This window comes from Microbacterium sp. BK668 (assembly GCF_004362195.1).
Lineage (GTDB): Bacteria > Actinomycetota > Actinomycetes > Actinomycetales > Microbacteriaceae > Microbacterium.
Genome location: NZ_SNWG01000001.1, coordinates 1,883,470 through 1,901,717 on the forward strand (window position 1 = coordinate 1,883,470; position 18,248 = coordinate 1,901,717).

General features: G+C 71.2%; 20 protein-coding genes. 9 read left to right on the forward strand and 11 right to left on the reverse strand.

Going from position 1 to position 18,248, the window contains the following annotated elements:
• The first annotated feature begins 45 nt into the window (after positions 1 to 45).
• Positions 46 to 1,008, forward strand: coding sequence for a DMT family transporter (locus EV279_RS08370; protein WP_243728489.1), 963 nt, complete (start codon positions 46 to 48; stop codon positions 1,006 to 1,008).
• Here the strand turns inward: EV279_RS08370 and EV279_RS08375 are convergent.
• Positions 1,005 to 1,532, reverse strand: coding sequence for a nitroreductase family protein (locus EV279_RS08375; protein ID WP_133544774.1), 528 nt, complete (start codon positions 1,530 to 1,532; stop codon positions 1,005 to 1,007). The genes EV279_RS08370 and EV279_RS08375 overlap by 4 nt on opposite strands.
• A 20-nt stretch (positions 1,533 to 1,552) precedes the next feature.
• On the reverse strand, positions 1,553 to 1,954 hold the full coding sequence (gene msrB / locus EV279_RS08380) for a peptide-methionine (R)-S-oxide reductase MsrB (protein ID WP_133542523.1): 402 nt from the start codon (positions 1,952 to 1,954) through the stop codon (positions 1,553 to 1,555).
• 82 nt (positions 1,955 to 2,036) lie between these two features.
• On the opposite strand from msrB, the gene EV279_RS08385 reads away from it, so the two are divergent.
• From EV279_RS08385 to groL, 5 genes are all read left to right on the forward strand, one after another.
• Positions 2,037 to 3,056, forward strand: a complete 1,020-nt coding sequence (locus EV279_RS08385) for a DUF2332 domain-containing protein (protein ID WP_243728490.1) — start codon at positions 2,037 to 2,039, stop codon at positions 3,054 to 3,056.
• Positions 3,057 to 3,083: 27 nt separating this feature from the next.
• Positions 3,084 to 3,335 carry a DUF3263 domain-containing protein gene (locus EV279_RS08390; RefSeq protein WP_133542527.1) on the forward strand — a complete coding sequence of 84 codons (252 nt, stop codon included), beginning with the start codon at positions 3,084 to 3,086 and terminating at the stop codon, positions 3,333 to 3,335.
• Between the two features lie 68 nt (positions 3,336 to 3,403).
• Positions 3,404 to 3,994 carry a LytR C-terminal domain-containing protein gene (locus EV279_RS08395; protein WP_133542529.1) on the forward strand — a complete coding sequence of 197 codons (591 nt, stop codon included), beginning with the start codon at positions 3,404 to 3,406 and terminating at the stop codon, positions 3,992 to 3,994.
• A 146-nt stretch (positions 3,995 to 4,140) separates the two neighbouring features.
• The gene (locus EV279_RS08400) at positions 4,141 to 4,344 is read left to right on the forward strand and encodes a cold-shock protein (RefSeq protein WP_133542531.1); all 204 of its coding nucleotides are present in this window, start codon (positions 4,141 to 4,143) and stop codon (positions 4,342 to 4,344) included.
• A 203-nt stretch (positions 4,345 to 4,547) separates the two neighbouring features.
• Positions 4,548 to 6,167: a chaperonin GroEL gene (gene groL, locus EV279_RS08405; protein WP_133542533.1), complete on the forward strand. Its 1,620-nt coding sequence runs from the start codon at positions 4,548 to 4,550 to the stop codon at positions 6,165 to 6,167.
• 275 nt (positions 6,168 to 6,442) lie between these two features.
• On the opposite strand, the gene EV279_RS08410 is transcribed toward groL, so the two are convergent.
• The 4 genes from EV279_RS08410 to EV279_RS08425 form a co-directional block, all read right to left on the reverse strand.
• Positions 6,443 to 6,730 (reverse strand): WXG100 family type VII secretion target, encoded by a 288-nt coding sequence (locus EV279_RS08410; RefSeq protein ID WP_133542535.1) that lies wholly within the window; start codon positions 6,728 to 6,730, stop codon positions 6,443 to 6,445.
• Between the two features lie 124 nt (positions 6,731 to 6,854).
• The gene (locus EV279_RS08415) at positions 6,855 to 8,546 is read right to left on the reverse strand and encodes a HAMP domain-containing sensor histidine kinase (protein ID WP_243728491.1); all 1,692 of its coding nucleotides are present in this window, start codon (positions 8,544 to 8,546) and stop codon (positions 6,855 to 6,857) included.
• A 117-nt stretch (positions 8,547 to 8,663) separates the two neighbouring features.
• Positions 8,664 to 9,356: a response regulator transcription factor gene (locus EV279_RS08420; protein WP_133542538.1), complete on the reverse strand. Its 693-nt coding sequence runs from the start codon at positions 9,354 to 9,356 to the stop codon at positions 8,664 to 8,666.
• Positions 9,357 to 9,436: 80 nt separating this feature from the next.
• Positions 9,437 to 9,985: a TetR family transcriptional regulator gene (locus tag EV279_RS08425; protein WP_133542540.1), complete on the reverse strand. Its 549-nt coding sequence runs from the start codon at positions 9,983 to 9,985 to the stop codon at positions 9,437 to 9,439.
• Positions 9,986 to 10,086: 101 nt separating this feature from the next.
• Between EV279_RS08425 and EV279_RS08430 the strand changes: the two genes are divergently transcribed.
• Positions 10,087 to 11,007, forward strand: coding sequence for an alpha/beta hydrolase (locus tag EV279_RS08430; RefSeq protein ID WP_208109500.1), 921 nt, complete (start codon positions 10,087 to 10,089; stop codon positions 11,005 to 11,007).
• A gap of 3 nt (positions 11,008 to 11,010) precedes the next feature.
• Here EV279_RS08430 and EV279_RS08435 read toward each other — a convergent pair whose 3' ends face one another.
• The 3 genes from EV279_RS08435 to EV279_RS08445 all read right to left on the reverse strand — a co-directional run bounded on the left by EV279_RS08435 (position 11,011) and on the right by EV279_RS08445 (position 14,753).
• On the reverse strand, positions 11,011 to 12,651 hold the full coding sequence (locus tag EV279_RS08435) for a DNA repair helicase XPB (protein ID WP_133542542.1): 1,641 nt from the start codon (positions 12,649 to 12,651) through the stop codon (positions 11,011 to 11,013).
• 112 nt (positions 12,652 to 12,763) lie between these two features.
• On the reverse strand, positions 12,764 to 14,473 hold the full coding sequence (locus EV279_RS08440) for a helicase-associated domain-containing protein (protein ID WP_133542544.1): 1,710 nt from the start codon (positions 14,471 to 14,473) through the stop codon (positions 12,764 to 12,766).
• Positions 14,474 to 14,483: 10 nt separating this feature from the next.
• Positions 14,484 to 14,753 carry a multidrug ABC transporter ATPase gene (locus tag EV279_RS08445; protein WP_133542546.1) on the reverse strand — a complete coding sequence of 90 codons (270 nt, stop codon included), beginning with the start codon at positions 14,751 to 14,753 and terminating at the stop codon, positions 14,484 to 14,486.
• A gap of 108 nt (positions 14,754 to 14,861) precedes the next feature.
• Between EV279_RS08445 and EV279_RS08450 the strand changes: the two genes are divergently transcribed.
• Both EV279_RS08450 and EV279_RS08455 read left to right on the forward strand, forming a co-directional pair.
• A complete protein-coding gene (locus EV279_RS08450) occupies positions 14,862 to 15,245 on the forward strand; it encodes a cold shock domain-containing protein (RefSeq protein WP_133542548.1) in 384 nt (127 codons plus the stop codon).
• Positions 15,229 to 16,173, forward strand: coding sequence for a DUF3027 domain-containing protein (locus tag EV279_RS08455; RefSeq protein ID WP_133542550.1), 945 nt, complete (start codon positions 15,229 to 15,231; stop codon positions 16,171 to 16,173). The genes EV279_RS08450 and EV279_RS08455 overlap by 17 nt, the downstream gene beginning before the upstream one ends.
• Positions 16,174 to 16,246: 73 nt before the next feature.
• On the opposite strand, the gene EV279_RS08460 is transcribed toward EV279_RS08455, so the two are convergent.
• Complete coding sequence (locus EV279_RS08460; protein ID WP_208109501.1) at positions 16,247 to 16,876, reverse strand: TetR/AcrR family transcriptional regulator; 630 nt, start codon at positions 16,874 to 16,876, stop codon at positions 16,247 to 16,249.
• Between the two features lie 159 nt (positions 16,877 to 17,035).
• Entirely contained in the window at positions 17,036 to 18,148 is a 1,113-nt protein-coding gene (serC, locus tag EV279_RS08465) for a phosphoserine transaminase (RefSeq protein WP_133542555.1), read from the reverse strand.
• Positions 18,149 to 18,248 lie beyond the last annotated feature (100 nt).

Consider the following 18,248-nt stretch of genomic DNA (forward strand, 5'->3'; position numbering starts at 1 on the left):
AGTACGTCGCAGGTCGGACACTCCCGGTCCGGGCAAGATTGACGCGTGACCCCGCCCCGCATGCCCGCCTGGCTCGCGCTCGGCGGAGCGGTGCTCGTGGGCGTCCTGACGGCCGTGCAGGCGCGCGTCAACGGGTCGCTCGGCCTCGCTCTGGGCGACGGGTTCACGGCAGCGGTCATCTCGTTCGGCTCGGGGCTGGCGATCCTCCTCGTCCTGTGCGCGGTGCTCCCCGCCGGCCGGGCCGGGCTCGTAAGGCTCGTGCGGGGCGTGGGACGCGACATCCCGTATTGGATGCTGATCGGCGGCCTCGCGGGCGCCCTCACCGTCGCCACGCAAGGCCTCACGGTCGCGACGATCGGCGTCGCCCTCTTCACGGTCGGGGTCGTGGCGGGGCAGACCGTCAACGGCCTCGTGCTGGACCGCGTGGGGTATGGCCCTGCGGGGGTCGTCGCCGTGACCCTGGGCCGCCTGGCGGGCGGCCTGCTCGTGCTCCTGGCGGTCGTGCTCTGTCTCGCCGGCGAAGGCCTGGCCGCAGTGCCGTGGTGGATGCTGCTCCTCCCGTTCCTCGCGGGTGCGGGCATCGCCTGGCAGCAGGCCACGAACGGCCGGCTGCGTCAGGCGGTCGGCAGTCCGCTTGTGGCCACGCTCGTCAACTTCATCGGGGGAACCCTCGCCCTCGTCGTCGCCGACGTCGTCCACATCTCGACCGCCGGCGCACCAGAGCGCTTCCCGGCCGACGCGTGGCTCTATGCCGGAGGGGCCATCGGCGTCGTGTACATCTTCCTGTCGGCCGCCCTCGTGCGGCACACCGGCGTGCTGCTGCTCGGGCTCGGATCCGTCGTCGGCCTGCTCGCGACATCCGTCGTCCTCGATGCGCTCTGGCCGCCGCTGTCGGGGCCGTCACTCGGCGTCGCCGTCGCCGCGGTGTTCGTCGCGCTCGTCGGCGTCGTCGTGGCGGTCGTCCCGTGGCGGGCGGTGCTGCCGCGCCGAGGCGGGGCGCGCGGCTAGGCCTTCGCGCCGGGCATGCGCGTCACGAATCGCGACGCGTCGAGGGGGCGGCGCCCGCCGTGCCGCTTGACCGGCGGCTTGCCGCCGACGTAGAGCCACCCGAGCAGCTCCTCGTTCTTCTTCAGCCCATGCGCCTTGGCGACGGCTTTGCTGCGCGTGTAATGGCCGGTGCGCCAGATCACACCCCACCCCGCCTCGTCCAGCAGCAGGCTCAGCACGTGGGCGACGCCCGAGGCGACGGCCTCCTGCTCCCATCTGGGGACCTTCCCGCTCTTGCGGTAGCTCGCCACGACGGCGAGGAGCAGCGGCGCTCGGAGGGGCTTGGACGAGGGGTGCTTGTCGCCCTCGGCCTTGGCGATCGCCTTGCCGAGCCGCTCTCGATCAGCGCCCCGCAGCTCGATGAGCCGCCACGGCCTGAGCGAGGAGTGGTCGGCGACACGGCCTGCCGCCGACACCAGCTCGAGCAGCTCGGCGGAGGAGGGCGCGGCATCCGTCACCTTCGACCAGGAGCGACGCGCCCGCATCGCCTCCAGTGCGCCGCCGCTCACGCGTCGGGCGTGAAGGCGAGCGAGACGGAGTTCATGCAGTAGCGGTCGCCGGTCGGCGTGCCGAACCCGTCGGGGAACACGTGGCCGAGGTGCGAGCCGCACGCGGCGCACCGCACCTCGGTGCGCACCATGCCGTGGCTGCGGTCCTCGATCAGCTCCACGGCCTCCGGGCGGATCGACTCGTAGAAGCTCGGCCACCCGCAGTGCGAGTCGAACTTGGTGCCGCTTTGGAAGAGCTCCGCCCCGCACGCGGCGCACGTGTACAGGCCCGCGCGGCTCTCGTCCAGCAGCTCGCCGGTCCACGGGCGCTCGGTCGCCGCCTCTCGCAGCACGGCGTACTGCTGCGGGTCGAGCTGCTCTCGCCACTCGGCGTCGGTCTTGGAAACTGCGTAGGTCATGGGATCTCCTTCACCCTCCATTCAACCCGAGCCTGGGCCTGTGCGCTCCGGCGGGTTCTGCCGGTTCGCCGACAATGGACACGTGACGACTGGTCCGGATGCCTCGCCCGCGAGTCCCGCAGCGCTCGGCCCGGTCGCGGCCGAGGTGCAGCAGCGGTACGCCCGGTTCGGACGGGAGGAGGCCCCGGGTCGCTCGGCGGTCTACGAGGAGTGGGCGAACGGCGTCGCGACGGATGCGTCCACCGCGCACCTTCTCGCGCGGATTCCCGCCACGCGACGGCAGCCGCCCCTCGTCTTCGCCATCAGCCGCCTGCTCGGCGCTCCGCTCGCGGGGTACCGCGAGTGGGCGGCGTGGGTGGGCCGGAACATCGACGCCGTCGTGGCCGAGAGCGCGCGCCGCGGCCTCCAGACCAACGAGCCCCTGCGCTGCGCGGCGCTGCTGCCGGCGCTCAGCACGGTGACCGGCCCGCTGGCGCTTCTCGAGGTGGGGGCGAGCGCCGGGCTGTGCCTGTATCCCGACCGCTTCTCCTACCGCTACCGGGGCGATCGGACGGTGTCGCTCGACCCATCCGGGGGGCCGTCCTCGGTCACGCTGGAATGCGAGCTCCGGGGCGAGCCGGCCCTGCGCCTGCCGGATGTCGTGTGGCGCGCGGGGATCGACGTCGATCCCCTCGACCCCCGGGACGAGGACGACCGGAGGTTCCTCACCACCCTGGCCTGGCCGGGTGAGGAGGGCCGCGCCGAGCGGATCGAGGCGGCGCTCGACATCGCCGCCGCCGACCCGCCGCGGATCGTGCGGGGGGATGCCTCCGACCCGGCCGTGCTGCACGCGCTCGCGGCGGAGGCACCCGCCGGGGCGACGCTCGTCGTCACGACGCCCGGTGTCCTTCCGCACATCCCGCGCGCCGGACGGGAACGACTCCTCGCGGCGCTCGCCGACCTCGGCGGCGTGTGGATCTCGATCGACCCGCCGGGCCTGCACAGGGCCTGGGATCCTCCGGTCGACCCCGCGACGTGGGGCGGCTTCGTCCTCGGACGCGACGCCCGTCCGCTCGCCGCCGTCGATCCGCTCGGCGGGTTCGTGGAGTGGCGCGCCGGATAGGAGGGGACGCCGGGCTACCGTGAGGCCGTGCCCCTCTCCGACCGCGACCGCGCCATCCTGGACTTCGAGGCGGAGTGGCGCCGGCACGCCGGCGCGAAGGAGGAGGCGATCCGCTCCGACCTCGGACTCGCCCCCGCCCGCTACTACCAGCTGCTCGGACGCCTGATCGACACGGCGGAGGCGCAGGAGCACGACCCGATGCTCGTCAAGCGCCTGCGCCGGATGCGCGACGTCTCGCGGGACACCAGGGTCGCCGGCGCCGCAGCCGATCCCCGATGACGGCCGGCTCGGCGCCGCGCCGACGCCCTCGAATCGGGTTCGCGGGCGTCGCCCGGTAGCATTTCCTGGTGCCGAAAACGACCTACCCGCGGGATCGCTTCGACGAACTCCCCGCGGACGGCGGCCGAGTCGGCGCGCATCGCGCCGAGAACCCCCGCATGCGCGGGTGGGTCGTGTTCCTCTGGGCGGTCCTCGCGACCATCGTCCTCGTCGCCGTCGGGATCTTCGGCACCCTGATCGCCTCCGGACGCGTCGTGCTCTTCCCGACCCCTGAGCCGACGGTCACCCCGCTGCCGACCGTGGCGCCCGTCGTCGACACCTCGTACTCCGTCATCGTCCTCAACGCCACGCCGGAGACGGGGCTCGCGACCCAGCTGCGAGACCAGATCATCGCGGCAGGGTGGGCTCCCGACAGCGTCAACGCGGGGCAGGCGGGCTCGACGGACTTCGCCGAGACGACGGTCTACTACGCCTATCCCGAGGACGAGGCGGCGGCGCGAGGGCTCGCCGAGACCGTCCTCGGCGGGGCGCAGGTCTCCCAGAGCGACGTCTACCAGCCGCAGGACGACCCCGAGACGGCCGACGTCGACGAGAGCCGGACCAAGCAGCTCGTCGTCGTGATCGGCCTCGATCGCACGAGCACTCCGCCGAGTCCGTAGCCCGCGTCCCGACCTCGGCCGGGGGTGCGTGTTTCGGTCGGGTAAACACTTCGCGGCATGCGTGTCAACAGTTGCCCACGCCGCGATTTCCGCTTTCGGGCGAACCATACGATGGGCCCACACACACGGCAACAGGAGTGATTCGCATGACCCAGGGCACTGTCAAGTGGTTCAACGCCGAGAAGGGTTTCGGCTTCATCACCGTGGCGGACGGCCAGGACGTCTTCGTGCACTACTCGAACATCGACATGACCGGATTCCGCGTCCTCGAAGAGGGCCAGACGGTCGAGTTCACGGTGGGCTCGGGTCAGAAGGGGCCGCAGGCGGAGTCCGTGCGCATCGTCGCATGAGGTGACGGATGCCGCGGCATCCGTCCCGCGAAGCGGCGTGGTGAGAGACACCCCGGTGGCGTTCCGGCCCCGGGGTGTCGTCATGTGTCGGAAGGGCTTCCGCGCGGCTTGCACTCGATAGGGGCGAGTGCCAGAATGGCTTAGCACTCCGTATCTGCGAGTGCTAAGACCGAAAGCCAACGTCCGGGAGGGACGACACACACATGGCAAAGATCATCGCTTTCGATGAGGAGGCCCGTCGCGGCCTCGAGCGCGGCCTCAACACGCTGGCCGACGCCGTCAAGGTGACCCTGGGCCCCCGCGGTCGCAACGTCGTGCTCGAGAAGAAGTGGGGCGCCCCCACCATCACGAACGACGGCGTCTCGATCGCCAAGGAGATCGAGCTGGACGACCCGTACGAGAAGATCGGCGCGGAGCTCGTCAAGGAGGTCGCCAAGAAGACCGACGACGTGGCCGGTGACGGCACGACGACGGCCACCGTGCTCGCCCAGGCGCTCGTCCGCGAGGGCCTTCGCAACGTCGCCGCGGGCGCCGACCCGATCTCGCTCAAGAAGGGCATCGAGAAGGCCGTCAAGGCGGTCACCGACGAGCTGCTCGCCTCGGCCAAGGAGGTCGAGTCGAAGGAGCAGATCGCCGCTACGGCGTCGATCTCGGCCGCCGACACCACGATCGGCGACCTGATCGCCGAGGCGATCGACAAGGTCGGCAAGGAGGGCGTCGTCACCGTCGAGGAGTCGCAGACCTTCGGCACGGAGCTCGAGCTCACCGAGGGCATGCGCTTCGACAAGGGCTTCATCAACCCCTACTTCGTCACGGACCCCGAGCGCCAGGAGGCGGTCTTCGAGGACCCCTACATCCTGATCGCGAACCAGAAGATCTCGAACATCAAGGACCTTCTGCCCGTCGTCGACAAGGTGATCCAGGACGGCAAGGAGCTCGTCATCATCGCCGAGGACGTCGAGGGCGAGGCGCTCGCGACGCTCGTGCTCAACAAGATCCGCGGCATCTTCAAGTCGGCCGCCGTCAAGGCTCCCGGCTTCGGCGACCGTCGCAAGGCGCAGCTGCAGGACATCGCGATCCTCACGGGCGGCCAGGTCATCACCGAGGAGGTCGGTCTCAAGCTCGAGAACGCCACCCTCGACCTGCTCGGCCGTGCGCGCAAGGTCATCATCACCAAGGACGAGACGACCATCGTCGAGGGTGCCGGTGACGGTGCGCAGATCGAGGGTCGCGTGACCCAGATCCGCCGCGAGATCGAGAACACCGACAGCGACTACGACCGCGAGAAGCTTCAGGAGCGCCTCGCCAAGCTCGCCGGCGGCGTCGCCGTCATCAAGGCGGGCGCGGCCACCGAGGTGGAGCTCAAGGAGCGCAAGCACCGCATCGAGGACGCCGTGCGCAACGCGAAGGCGGCCGTCGAGGAGGGCATCGTCCCCGGTGGTGGCGTCGCGCTGATCCAGGCCGGCAAGGTCGCGTTCGAGGGCCTGCAGCTCTCGGGCGACGAGGCCACCGGCGCGAACATCGTCAAGGTCGCCATCGAGGCGCCGCTCAAGCAGATCGCCCTCAACGCCGGCCTCGAGCCGGGCGTCGTCGCGAACAAGGTCGCCGACCTCCCTGTCGGCCACGGCCTCAACGCCGCGACCGGTGAGTACGGCGACCTGTTCCAGCAGGGCATCATCGACCCCGCCAAGGTGACGCGCTCGGCGCTGCAGAACGCCGCGTCGATCGCCGGCCTCTTCCTCACGACCGAGGCCGTCGTCGCCGACAAGCCCGAGAAGGTCGCGGCTCCCGCCGGCGACCCGACGGGTGGCATGGACTTCTGAGTCGAGCTGAACCGCAAGAAGGCCCCCTCCTCCGGGAGGGGGCCTTCTTCGCGCGTCGGGACCATCTGCTTCCCGAGCAGGAATGCGGAGATGTGCAGGATCGCGGATCGTGCCGGCCCTCGGCATCCGCGATCCTGCACTTCTCCGCACCCCGGTGCGCCCGGGGGTGGGCCGCACCCCGGTTCGCCCGGGGGTGGGCCGTCTCGGCCGCTGCGCTCCCTCGCTTCACGACCGGTGCCGCCGGTCGTCCTGAGCGCATCGGGACGAGCCGCGGCTCAGCGGAACAGCGCGATCGAGGCCTGCTCGGCCTCGGCGTACTGCCGGCCGGCGACCGCCAGCGCCTGGTTGATGGCGCCGAGACTCTCTTCCACTTGGCGCTGCGTGGCCCGCCACTGGTCGACGGCGCCCTGGAAGGCGACGGCGGCCGCGCCCGACCACGCGGACTGCAGCTGGGTCAGCTGGCTGAGCATGGAGTGGGTCTCGGCTTCGAGGCGATCGATCGTGCCGCGGATCGAGCCCGTGGCGGAGAGGACGGCGTCGCTGTCGACGGAGAAGACGGCCATGGGGACTCCTTGAGAGGTCGGTGAGGACGGGTTCAGTCACCGTAGAGGCCGCGGGCGCGGCATCCGTCCTCGTCCGCTCCGTCGGGGGATACAGGCGTCGCGCCGCGGCGTTGGGGAGGAGCGGTCAGCGCTCGTCGCGCGGACGGGCGATGGGCTGGGTCATGAGGGTGAGGTGCTCCTCGGCGGCCCGCTCGCGCGCGAGCGGGAGGGCGACGCGGAAGGTAGCCCCGCCACCGGGCGTGTCGACGACGTCGACGGTGCCGTGCAGCGCATCCACGATCGACGCCACGATCGACAGCCCCAGACCCGTGCCGCCCGTCTCGCGTGCGCGGGACGTATCGGCGCGCCAGAAGCGCTGGAAGATCTTGTCCTTGATCTGGTCGGGGACGCCCTCGCCGTGGTCGATGACCTCGATCCAGCCGGCCCCGAGCAGCGGATCGACGCCCACGCGCAGCTCGATGGGCGAGTCCTCGCCCGTGAAGCGGCGCGCGTTGCCGAGGAGGTTCGCCACCACCTGGCGGATGCGGTTCTCGTCGCCCAGCACGATCGGCTCCGGGAGCGGCTCGGAGGGCTCCCCGGCGTCGACCGGCGCGACGGGGGGCATCTCGCCGGAGACGGGGGCTTCGGACGCCGGCACGGGTCGGGGGCGCCGACGCAGGAGCGACAGCGTCGCGCCGCCGGCCCGGGCGATGGCGGAGGGGCTGGTCGTGCCGCGTCGTCCCTTGGGCGGGGGAGGCGGCGGCTCTTCGAGCACCTCGATCTCGGGCTCGGGCTCGGGCTCCGGTTCGACGAGGGTCGTGTCGATCACGGTGACGCGGCGCTGCGGTGAGGCGGCGCGCACGTCCATCGCGGCATCCCGCGCCACCGGGCGGAGGTCGACGGGGGCGATCACGACGTCCCGGCGTTCGTCGAGGCGGGCCAGCGCAAGCAGGTCCTCGACGAGCAGGCCCATCCGCTTGGCCTCGCTCTCGATGCGGTCCATGGCCTGAGCGACGTCGTCGTCGCCTTCGATCGCACCCATGCGATAGAGCTCGGCGTACCCGCGCACCGTCACGAGGGGCGTCCGCAGCTCGTGGCTCGCGTCGCCGATGAAGCGGCGCATCTGCCGGACCGTCGCATCGCGCTGCGAGATGGCGGCGTCGACCCGGCCGAGCATCGCGTTGATCGCGGTCTTGAGGCGCCCGACCTCCGTCGTCGTCGGCTCGATGTCGGTCATGCGCTGGCTGAAGTCGCCGGCGGCGATCGACATGGCGGTCGACTCCACCTGACCGAGGCTGCGGAACGTCAGCGTGACGAGCCAGCGCGTCAGGAGCGCGCCCGCGACGATCGTGATGAGGGCGAGGACGCCGTAGATGCCGATGTAGGTCGTGACGACGCGGTTGATGGCAGCCATGGGCATGGCCACCACCTGCGTGTAGAGCGTGCTCGACCCGGGTGGCTGGTAGACGTCCATGACGGCCTTGAACGACCGCGTGCCGTCCAGGCTCGTCAGCCAGAACGCCTCCGTTCCGCGGATCCGGGCCTCCTCGAGGGTGACGGTGTCGGGGAAGTCCGGGTCGAGCTCATCCGGATCGCCGCCCGCCGTGATCACGAGGTTGTCCTCCTCGCTGCCCTCGTAGATCGCGACGTAGTAGTCGGTCGAGGCATCCTTCTTCGTCGTGAACTCCGGGATGCCGTCGACGATCGTCACCTCGATGAGGGCGTTGACCGCGACATCCGTCGACGTCAGCTGCTGCAGCTGCTCGTCGAGGTTGACGATGAGGGCGTTGCGGAGGAACGCGAGCGTGCCGATGCCGGCGGCCGCGAGCCCGATCACGAGGAGCGCGACCGTGACACCGGTGACCTTGGCGCGCAGGCTGATGCCGCGCCACCAGCCGGTGACCGCGTCGGATTTGCTCGTCAGGGCCGCCGCCCCCTTCCGCAGGTCGCTGTGTCAGGCGGTCTTGCCGGCCTTCAGCATGTAGCCGAAGCCGCGCTTGGTCTGGATGAGCGGCTCGGACGAGTGCGGGTCGATCTTGCGACGGAGGTATGAGATGTAGCTCTCGACGATCCCCGCGTCGCCGTTGAAGTCGTACTCCCAGACGTGGTCGAGGATCTGAGCCTTCGACAGCACCCGGTTGGGGTTCAGCATGAGGTAGCGCAGGAGCTTGAACTCCGTGGGGCTGAGGTCGATCGACACGTCGCCGACCACGACGTCGTGCGTGTCCTGGTCCATCGTGAGCTCGCCCGCGCGGATCACCGACTCCTCGTCGGCCTGCATGGTGCGGCGGAGGATCGCCTGGATGCGCGCGACGATCTCGTCGAGCGAGAAGGGCTTGGTGACGTAGTCGTCGCCGCCCGCGTTGAGGCCGGTGATCTTGTCCTCGGTCTCGTCCTTGGCCGTCAGGAAGAGGATCGGCGCCGTGTACCCCGCCCCGCGGAGGCGCTTGGTGACGCTGAACCCGTTCATGTCGGGCAGCATGACGTCGAGGATGATGAGGTCGGGCTCCTCCTCCAAGACGGCCGAGATCGTCTGGGCTCCGTTGGAGACGGCGCGGACCTGGTATCCCGCGAAGCGGAGGCTCGTGATCAGCAGGTCGCGGATGTTCGGCTCGTCGTCCACGACGAGGATGCGCGGTGCGGTCATAGGCCCATTATGGTGACGGATGCTGTGGCACGCGGGATATCGCCCGACGCGGCCCCGGATCCGTCGCCTCCGGGTCTCGCTCAGTCGAGGCAGGCACGGACCGCGCGCTCGACGACGGGCCGGATCTCGGCATCCGGGTCCACCGTCACACGATGCAGCACGATGCCGTCCCCGGCGGCCATCAGCGTGCGGACGGCCTGCTCGGGATGCCGCGCGCCCACCCGGGCGAGGATACCGAGGGTCCACTCGACGTAGGCGCGACGCTGGGCGAGGAGCGGGGCCAGCAGCTCGGGGTTGCCCGCTCCTTCCAGGAACAGTGCGTAGCGGGCTCTCGTGCGAGGCGCGAGCGGTCCGGTCTGCACCGCGATGACATCGGCGAGAGCCTCGATGAGCTGCTCCGGTGTCTCGACGGGCGTTGCGTCTCCCGAGGCGAACTCGGCGCGCTCGGTCTCGGCGAGCCAGGCCACGACCCCGGCGACGAGCGCTTCGCGCGTGCGGAACCAGTTGGAGGTCGACCCCTTCGGCAGTCCTGCTCTTTCATCGACTCGCGCGTGCGTCAAGGCGCGGATGCCCTGCTCGCCGACGAGCGCGAGCGCGGCGTCCAGAGCCCGATCGCGCGTGGATGCCATGCCACGACCCTAGACGAGCGCTCAGACTACGATCGTAGTGACACGGCACTACGGAAGTAGTAACGTGGAGGGAAGCAACGGTGCTGTCAGGGGAGGGCCCCATGGACGCGGAGAGCGAGCCATCCGTCACGGGAGGACGTCCGGCGGCGACGTCGCCGCCCGAGGAATGGCCGGACATGCCGGTCGTGCCGGGCTTCACTCACCGCTACGTCGATCTGCCGGGATTGACGGCTCATGTGGCCGAGATCGGTGAGGGCGAGCCCGTGGTGATGCTTCACGGGCTTCCCCAGCACTGGTGGCAATGGCGCTCGATCGGCGCGGCGCTCGGCGCGCGCTATCGGGTCATCTGCCCGGACCTTCGCGGCTTCGGCTGGACGCGGGCGGAGTCACCGCGGATCGGGCACCTCACGATCATGCAGGATGCCGTCGCGCTGATGGATGCTCTCGACATCCGTTCTGCGCGATTCGTGGCGCATGACATGGGCGGGCTGCCGGCGTGCCACCTCGCGTACGCTCACCCCGATCGGATGCGAGCGCTGGTCGTGCTGTCCGTCCCTCCGCCCTTCATGCGCATGAGCCTGGGACTCCTGCCGGCGCTGCGCCACGTGCCGCAGCTGCGCTTCCACCGCCGCGGAAGATCGCTCGCGTACCTCTTCCGGCCGCCGTACACATCGAGGCCGATGTCGCCCGAGACCGTCGCGACCTATCTCGCTCCGATGGCACGCCCCGAGATCGACGGCGCGATCAGCCAGCTGTACCGCGGCCTCGTGGGGGGCGAACTCCCGAGGCTCGCGGGTGGCTTCTACCGGACGGAGCGATTGCGAGTTCCCAGCCTGTACCTGTTCGGGGAGAAGGACGAGCCGCTCACGGAGTCCTTCGCACGCAGGCACAGCGGCGACGTCGCGCGGTATGCGGATCACTTCGAGACGGCCACGGTGCCGGGTGCCGCGCACTTCATGACCGACGACGAGCCGGATGAGGTCACTCGCCTGATCGCGGACTTCTTCAAGCGGATCGGCTGACGGTCAGGCCGCGACCTGGTCGGCGTCGAGGATCGTGTAGCTGTACCCCTGCTCGGCGAGGAAGCGCTGGCGGTTCTGCGCGAAGTCCTGATCGACGGTGTCGCGCGCGATGAGGGTGTAGAAGCTCGCCGTGTTGCCCGACTGCTTCGGACGCAGCAGGCGGCCGAGTCGCTGCGCCTCCTCCTGGCGCGATCCGAAAGAGCCCGACACCTGGATGGCGACGGATGCCTCGGGCAGGTCGATCGAGAAGTTCGCGACCTTCGACACCACGAGCACGTCGATCGAGCCTTCGCGGAAGGCCTGGTAGAGCTCCTCGCGCTCGTCGACCGGCGTCGCCCCCGTGATCTTCGGCGCCCCGAGGGCCTCGGCCAGGATGTCGATCTGGTCGAGGTACTGGCCGATCACGAGGATGCGCTCGCCGGCGTGACGCTCGACGAGGTCGCGCACGACGCCGATCTTGGCCGGCGCCGTCGCGGCCAGGCGATACCGGTCCTCGTCCGCGGCGGCGGCGTACTCGAGGCGGTCGCCCGCCGGGAGGTCGACGCGCACCTCGTAGCAGACGGCCGGGGAGATGAATCCCTGCGCCTCGATCTCCTTCCACGGCGCGTCGAACCGCTTGGGCCCGATGAGGCTGAACACGTCGCCCTCGCGGCCGTCTTCGCGCACGAGCGTCGCCGTGAGCCCCAGGCGGCGGCGCGCCTGGAGGTCGGCGGTGAGCTTGAAGACGGGGGCGGGGAGCAGATGCACCTCGTCGTACACGATCAGTCCCCAGTCGAGGGCGTCCAGCAGCGCGAGGTGGGCGTACTGGCCGCCGCGCTTGGCCGTGAGGATCTGGTAGGTCGCGATCGTGACGGGCTTGATCTCCTTGACCTGGCCCGAGTACTCGCCGATCTCCTCGGGCGTGAGCGACGTGCGCTTGAGCAGCTCGTCGCGCCACTGCCGGGCGCTCACGGTGTTCGTCACGAGGATGAGCGTGGTGGTCTTGGTGTCGGCCATCGCGCCGGCGCCGACGAGCGTCTTGCCGGCGCCGCACGGCAGCACCACGACGCCCGAGCCGCCGTCGGTGAACTTGTCGACCGCCTCGCGCTGGTACGGGCGCAGATTCCAGCCGTTCTCGGCGAGGTCGATGGGATGCGGCGTACCCGGCGTGTAGCCCGCGCGGTCCTCCGCCGGCCAGCCGATCTTGAGCAGCTCCTGCTTGATGTGGCCCCGAGCCCACGCGTCGACGAGGAACGAGTCCGGGGAGGGGCGGCCGATGAGGAGCGGAGCGATGCGCTTGTTCTTCGAGACCTCGGCCAGGACCGCGGCATCCGTCGACCGCAGGATCAGCGCGCCCTCGTCGTTCCGCTCGATGACCAGGCGCCCGTAGCGATTCACGGTCTCGCGGATGTCGATCGACACCGACGGCGGCACGGGGAAGCGCGTCCAGCGGTCGAGCGTGCCGAGCATGTCGTCGGCGTCGTGGCCCGCGGCACGGGCGTTCCACAGCCCGAGCCGCGTGATCCGGTACGTGTGGATGTGCTCGGGGGCGCGCTCGAGTTCGGCGAAGATCGCGAGCTCGTGGCGCGCGCTCTCCGCGTCGGGATGCGCGACCTCGAGCAGCACGGTTCGGTCGCTCTGCACGATGAGGGGGCCGTCAGCCATAACGTTCGATTCTACCGGCGACCCGCCCGACCCGGACGCCGGCCCCCCCGATCGGCGTGCGGGCGCCGGGCTCGCGCCGCTCGCACGCCACACCGCCCTGGCCGCACGCGCGTCAGGCCGGCTTGACGCTCACGATGCTCGAGACGGGGAGCGTGCGCTCGATGTCGGCGCCCCGGTCCCGGCCGCGGAGACGTCCGCCGCCGAGGCCCGTCGCCTCGAGGGTGAAGGTGCGCTCCGACCCGTCCGGGAGGTGCACCGCGACGTGGATGACCGAGCGCGCGCGGACGGCCTGCTCGAGTTCGCGTCCGAGCCAGGCGGCGTCGGCGTCGGTCTCGTGAGTATCGCGCAGCCGGGACAGGAGTGCCGCGAAGGGCCTGGCGTCGGTCTCCGCGACCGCGGCTCCAGCCCGCCGGCGACGGCTGACCGACTCCGGATCGCCCGCCGGACCCATCGCCACCACCGGGTACCGGGCATCGGCGAGCGACCAGTACACGACGTCGCGGGAAACGCGCGTGACGAGGGCCGCCCCGTCCTGCACCAAGCCCAGCGGGCGCAGCGCCTGGTCGACCGCGATCGAGCCGAGCACGCTCGGGTCGGCGCTCTCGACGACGGTGTTCCCATGCTCCCCGACGCGCACGCGCACAAGGCCGTGACGCGACGCCGTGCTGGCGAGGAGGTACTCCAGCGGCTGAGGGATGCCGGTCAGCGACAGCCGCGCGAGGAAGTCCCTGATGGACTCGGCCGTCTCGCCCTCGGTCATGCCGGCGCCGAGGGAGTCGCTCGTGAAGCGGTAGGTCGAGGCCTGCGCGCGCGACTCGCGCACGGCGATCCGGCGCAGCCGCAGGTCGAGAGCCGGGGCGAGAGGACCCGGCGCGATGGCCGAGAGGTCGGCCTGGAGGTACACGCGGTCGATCTCGGCCGGAAGCAGGGCGGCGAGGGACGCGGCATCCGGAGCTGCGCCCGCGCGAAGCGGCGCCGCCCAGCGCGGCTCTGCGCCGTCGGGGGTCACGAGACCCCACCGCACGGCGATGCGCTCCAGCCGGACGGCCTCGGCGTCCCACTCGGGGTCGAGGGGGTAGGCGGTCGCCCACTCGGCCGGCGCGAGGTATCCGCCCGCCGCCGTGCGCAGTCCGGGCCGCAGAGCCGCGCGGAAGCCCTCGACCACTCGCGACCAGCGCACGGTCGTCGGCGCCTCGAGCCACTCGTCGGCGGCCTCGCTCGCGACCCACTCGCGGTCGGGGGACTCCAGGAGCCCCGCCGCGTCCGCCGCCTGAACGAGGTCGTCCAGGTCTTCCGGGGTGGCGACGGCGCCGGCCTCGACGAGCCGCTTGCGGTCGACGGCGCTGACCGTGCCCGTCCCGGTCCGGGACAGCGGCGTGTGCTGCGTCGCGATGAGGAGGTCGGCCAGTGCGCCCGTCGTCGCGAGCACGCGTTCGGCGGCCGCCGCGGCGGCAGGGTCGTCCGCAGGCGGAGGAGCCGAGGCATCCGCCCTCGCCTCGAAGGCGGCGGGAGCGGTCGCCTTCGCCACCGCGACCCGTTCGGCGACCGCCGCGTACGGGGCGCCGTTCTCATCGACGAGGGCCATTCGCGAGAGCTCGGGCCGATCCGCCCCGGAACCGCTCGCGAGCGCGGCGAGAGCGGATCGCGGCAGCCGGGTGAGAGCGCGGTCGACGGATGCCGCGTCGAGGAGCCCCGCCGCGGCATCGAAGAAGTCGTGCCACGACGTCGAGGCGGAGACCGAGCGCAGGGCGAACGTCTCGGTCAGCTCCGCGTCGGCGCGGGCGGACAGCCACGTCGCGAGCGCGCGCTCGTCGGTGGTCATCGGACTCGCCTTACGCGCCCTTGTTGGCCCGCGACCGGCGCACGAAGCTCATGACGAGAAGGACCACGATCATGACGAAGGCGATCGGCAGCGCCAGAAGCGGCAGCACGACGATGAGCGGCCAGACCCCCGTCGTGAAGTCCTCGACCCCGAGCGGACGCGCGATGATGACCGCGAAGAAGCAGACGATCGAGAGGATCGTCAGCCCGAGCGCCATGTAGGCCAGGATGCGGTCGATGCGGCGGACGGGCAGGTCCGGGCCGCTGCTGCGCGTGCTCATCCGCTCCAGCCTAGCCCCGCGGCGCCGGTGCCGTAGGCTTGAGGGAGGGACCCTCCGGTCCCGTCACGCCCTGCCCGCGAGAGCGGGCTTTCCACAGCGAGGTTCTCCATGCCCACCGGCAAGGTCAGGTTCTACGACGAGGAGAAGGGGTTCGGCTTCGTCACCAGCGACGAGGGTCAGGACGTCTTCCTGCACGCCACTGCCCTTCCCGCCGGCACTCCGGCTCCGAAGGCGGGCACGCGGCTCGAGTTCGGCATCGCCGACGGCAAGCGCGGCCCGCAGGCGCTGTCGGTGCGCGTCCTCGAGGCTCCCGTGAGCCTCGCCAAGCGCGCCCGCAAGCCCGCCGACGACATGGCGATCATCGTCGAAGATCTCGTGAAGCTCCTCGACGGGATCGGGGGCGATCTGCGTCACGGCCGCTACCCCAGCGGCTCGCACGCCAAGAAGGTCGCCGCCGTGCTCCGCAAGGTCGCGGATGAGCTCGACGCCTGATCCCGACGTGACATTCCCGAGCGAGCCGGCTGACGGCACGCAGCCCGATCCCACCGAGGCGCCCGCGGTCGCCGAGGGGTCGGAGGAGGCGGAGCCGGTCGAGCCCGGTGCCGCGGAAGAGCCCAGGGAGCCGGTGGAGCCCGCTGCCGTCGAGCCCGTCGAGCCTGCTGCCGCCGGGGAGCCGGAGGCGTCGGGCGAGACCGCGGCCACGGAGCCGGTGGAGCCCGATGCGCGTCTCCTCGAGGCGCACGACCTCGCGCTCGCCGCGCTGCGCGAGATCACGCCCGAGGCGACGATCGGCGAGCCGGCGGGCTACGCCGTGGAGGACGGGGGAGTCGTCTCGCTCCGCTTCCACAACCGCCTCGGAGGTTACCCGGGGTGGTTCTGGACGGTCAGCGTCGCGGTGGTCGAGGGCGCCGAGCCGACGGTGCTCGAGACCGAGCTGCTGCCCGGCGACGGTGCGCTCCTCGCGCCGGACTGGGTGCCGTGGGCCGAGCGGCTGGCCGACTATCAGGCCGCGCAGGCGGCGCTCGCCGAAGCCGAGCGCGACCGGGCCGGCGACGCCGAGGACGAGTCCGACGAGGCCGAGCTGGAAGACGTCGAAGACCTGGATGCGTCGGACTTCGACGACGACGGATCGCCGATCCTGCACGCGGGAGACGTCGACGGCGTCGACATCGACGAGCTCGCCGACGACGAGGACGAGGAGTCTGACGCCGACGCGGACGAGGACGACCTCGACGACGACGAATCCGACGACGAGGAATCCGACGACGACCTCGACGACGACGAGGACCGGGACGAGGACGGCCTCGACGACTCCGACGACGAGGAATCCGACGACGACCTCGACGATGACGAGGATGACGACGACGAGGACGACGTGGACGACGTGGACGACCTCGACGACGACCTCGCCGAGGACTAAGAAAAGGAAGACGACGTCGACGATCTCGACGACGATCGGCTCGACAGGGACGACTGACCGACGCCCGACGGGGTCACTCCGCGGGCCGCGGGAACGACGGTGCCGCGCGGCCTGTCCGCAGGCGGTCGACCAGTTCGTCCAGCATCTTCTCGACGACGCGCGGCATGTCGACCGCGCTCGGGTCGAGGAGCCACTGCACCTGCAGGCCGTCCATGAGGGCGATGAGTGCGCTGGCATCGTCGCGCACGTCCGGGTCCGAGGCATCCAGTCCCGACACCTCCGCCAGCACACCGGCGATCTTGTCTCGCAGTCGCGCGAAGCGATCCCGGAAGTAATCCTGGGCCGGATGCCCCTCGGTGACCGACTCGGCGGCGAGCACGGCGTACGTCTGCACCACGCCGGGACGCGCGGTGTTCTCGGCCACCGTGTCGAGAAGGTGATCGAGGAACGCGGGTCCCTCGGTCTGCGCCCGCCCTGGGATGCCGGCTGCCTCCTCGCCGTCGCGGTACTGCAGCATCGCGATGAGCAGGCCCTCTTTGCTGCCGAAGTGGTGCAGCACTCCCGCGTGCGTCATGCCCGCCTGCTCCGCGACCTCGACGAGGGCACCCTTGTTGTAGCCGCGCTGCCCGAAGACCCTCATCGCCGCCCGCAGCACGGCCTCCCGCCGCGCGAGCGTCCGTGCGTGCGGCCTCGGCGCTCGCACTGCTTCCTGCTCAGGAGGACCCGTCGTCCTTGCGTCGGGCGTCATGGTCCTCCCTCGCGGCGACTTACCGAACTGTAAGCATTATGACCGCCCTCGTGCGCGCCCGGAACTCCCGGTCGTCGAGCGAGCGATACAACACGCCCCAGGCTGCGGGAGACCTCAGCCGAGGCGCGCGACGGTGTAGTCGATGCAGCGGGTGAGCCGGCGCACGTCGTCGGGCTCGATCGAGACGAAGGTCGCGACCCGCAGCTGGTTGCGGCCGAGCTTGCGGTACGGCTCGATGTCGACGATCCCGTTCGAGCGCAAGCTCGCCGCGACAGCCGCGGCATCCACCGACTCGTCGAAGTCGATCGTCACGACGACGGGGGAGCGGTCGGCGGGGTCGGCGACGAACGGGGTCGCGAAGGAGGATGCCCCGGCCCAGTCGTACAGCGCCCGCGACGACTCGCGCGTCCGCGCGTCGGCCCACTGCAGGCCTCCGTTGCCGGCGATCCACTCGAGCTGCGCCTCGAGGAGCACCAGCGTCGCGAGGGCCGGCGTGTTGAGCGTCTGGTTGAGCCGCGAGTTGTCGACGGCATTCTTGAGACTCAGGAACTCGGGGATGTAGCGGCCCGAAGCCGCGATCCGCTCGATGCGCTCGATCGCGGCGGGAGACACGGCGGCGAACCACAGCCCGCCGTCGGACCCGAGGTTCTTCTGCGGTGCGAAGTAGTAGACGTCGGCCTGCGAGACCGAGAAGTCGATGCCGCCCGCGGCGCTCGTCGCGTCGACGACCGTCAGCGCCCCCTCGTCGCCGTGGACGCGCTCGACCGGTGCCGCGACGCCCGTCGACGTCTCGTTGTGCGGCCATGCGTAGACGTCGACGCCTTCCACGGGCTCCGGCGCGACGCGGGTTCCCGCCGGGGCGTCCCGCACGTCGGGCGCCTCGAGCCACGGCGCCTTCGCGGCCGCGGCGAACTTGCCGCCGAACTCGCCGAACACGAGGTTCTGGCTGCGCGACTCGATGAGGCCGAAGGCCGCGGCATCCCAGAAGGCAGTCGATCCGCCGTTGCCGAGGATGATCTCGTAGCCGTGCGGCAGGCGGAAGAGCTCGGCGAGGTGGGCGCGCGTGCGGCCGACGAGGTCCTTCACGGGAGCCTGCCGGTGCGACGTGCCCAGGAGCGACTGGTGCGCGCGCAGCTTCTCGAGCTGCTCGGTCCGCACCTTCGACGGACCGCATCCGAAGCGTCCGTCGGCGGGCAGGATCTCGCGGGGCAGAAGGACGTGGGGCATGGGTCCGATTCTAAGGTCGGGGCGGCGAGCGCCCCGGTCCGTGTGACGCCCGGTGTCCGGCCCGATTGATAGGCTGGCTGGGCCCACCCACCCTCGCGAG

Bases quoted from the DNA above. Each gene is read 5' to 3' on its own strand.
- EV279_RS08400 (WP_133542531.1), top strand. From the start codon at position 4,141: ATGACCCAGGGCACTGTCAAGTGGTTCAACGCCGAGAAGGGTTTCGGC.
- EV279_RS08430 (WP_208109500.1), top strand. From the start codon at position 10,087: ATGGACGCGGAGAGCGAGCCATCCGTCACGGGAGGACGTCCGGCGGCG.
- groL (WP_133542533.1), top strand. From the start codon at position 4,548: ATGGCAAAGATCATCGCTTTCGATGAGGAGGCCCGTCGCGGCCTCGAG.
- EV279_RS08425 (WP_133542540.1), bottom strand. From the start codon at position 9,985: ATGGCATCCACGCGCGATCGGGCTCTGGACGCCGCGCTCGCGCTCGTC.
- EV279_RS08435 (WP_133542542.1), bottom strand. From the start codon at position 12,651: ATGGCTGACGGCCCCCTCATCGTGCAGAGCGACCGAACCGTGCTGCTC.
- EV279_RS08440 (WP_133542544.1), bottom strand. From the start codon at position 14,473: ATGACCACCGACGAGCGCGCGCTCGCGACGTGGCTGTCCGCCCGCGCC.
- EV279_RS08455 (WP_133542550.1), top strand. From the start codon at position 15,229: ATGAGCTCGACGCCTGATCCCGACGTGACATTCCCGAGCGAGCCGGCT.
- EV279_RS08450 (WP_133542548.1), top strand. From the start codon at position 14,862: ATGCCCACCGGCAAGGTCAGGTTCTACGACGAGGAGAAGGGGTTCGGC.
- EV279_RS08445 (WP_133542546.1), bottom strand. From the start codon at position 14,753: ATGAGCACGCGCAGCAGCGGCCCGGACCTGCCCGTCCGCCGCATCGAC.
- EV279_RS08420 (WP_133542538.1), bottom strand. From the start codon at position 9,356: ATGACCGCACCGCGCATCCTCGTCGTGGACGACGAGCCGAACATCCGC.
- serC (WP_133542555.1), bottom strand. From the start codon at position 18,148: ATGCCCCACGTCCTTCTGCCCCGCGAGATCCTGCCCGCCGACGGACGC.
- EV279_RS08410 (WP_133542535.1), bottom strand. From the start codon at position 6,730: ATGGCCGTCTTCTCCGTCGACAGCGACGCCGTCCTCTCCGCCACGGGC.
- msrB (WP_133542523.1), bottom strand. From the start codon at position 1,954: ATGACCTACGCAGTTTCCAAGACCGACGCCGAGTGGCGAGAGCAGCTC.
- EV279_RS08375 (WP_133544774.1), bottom strand. From the start codon at position 1,532: ATGCGGGCGCGTCGCTCCTGGTCGAAGGTGACGGATGCCGCGCCCTCC.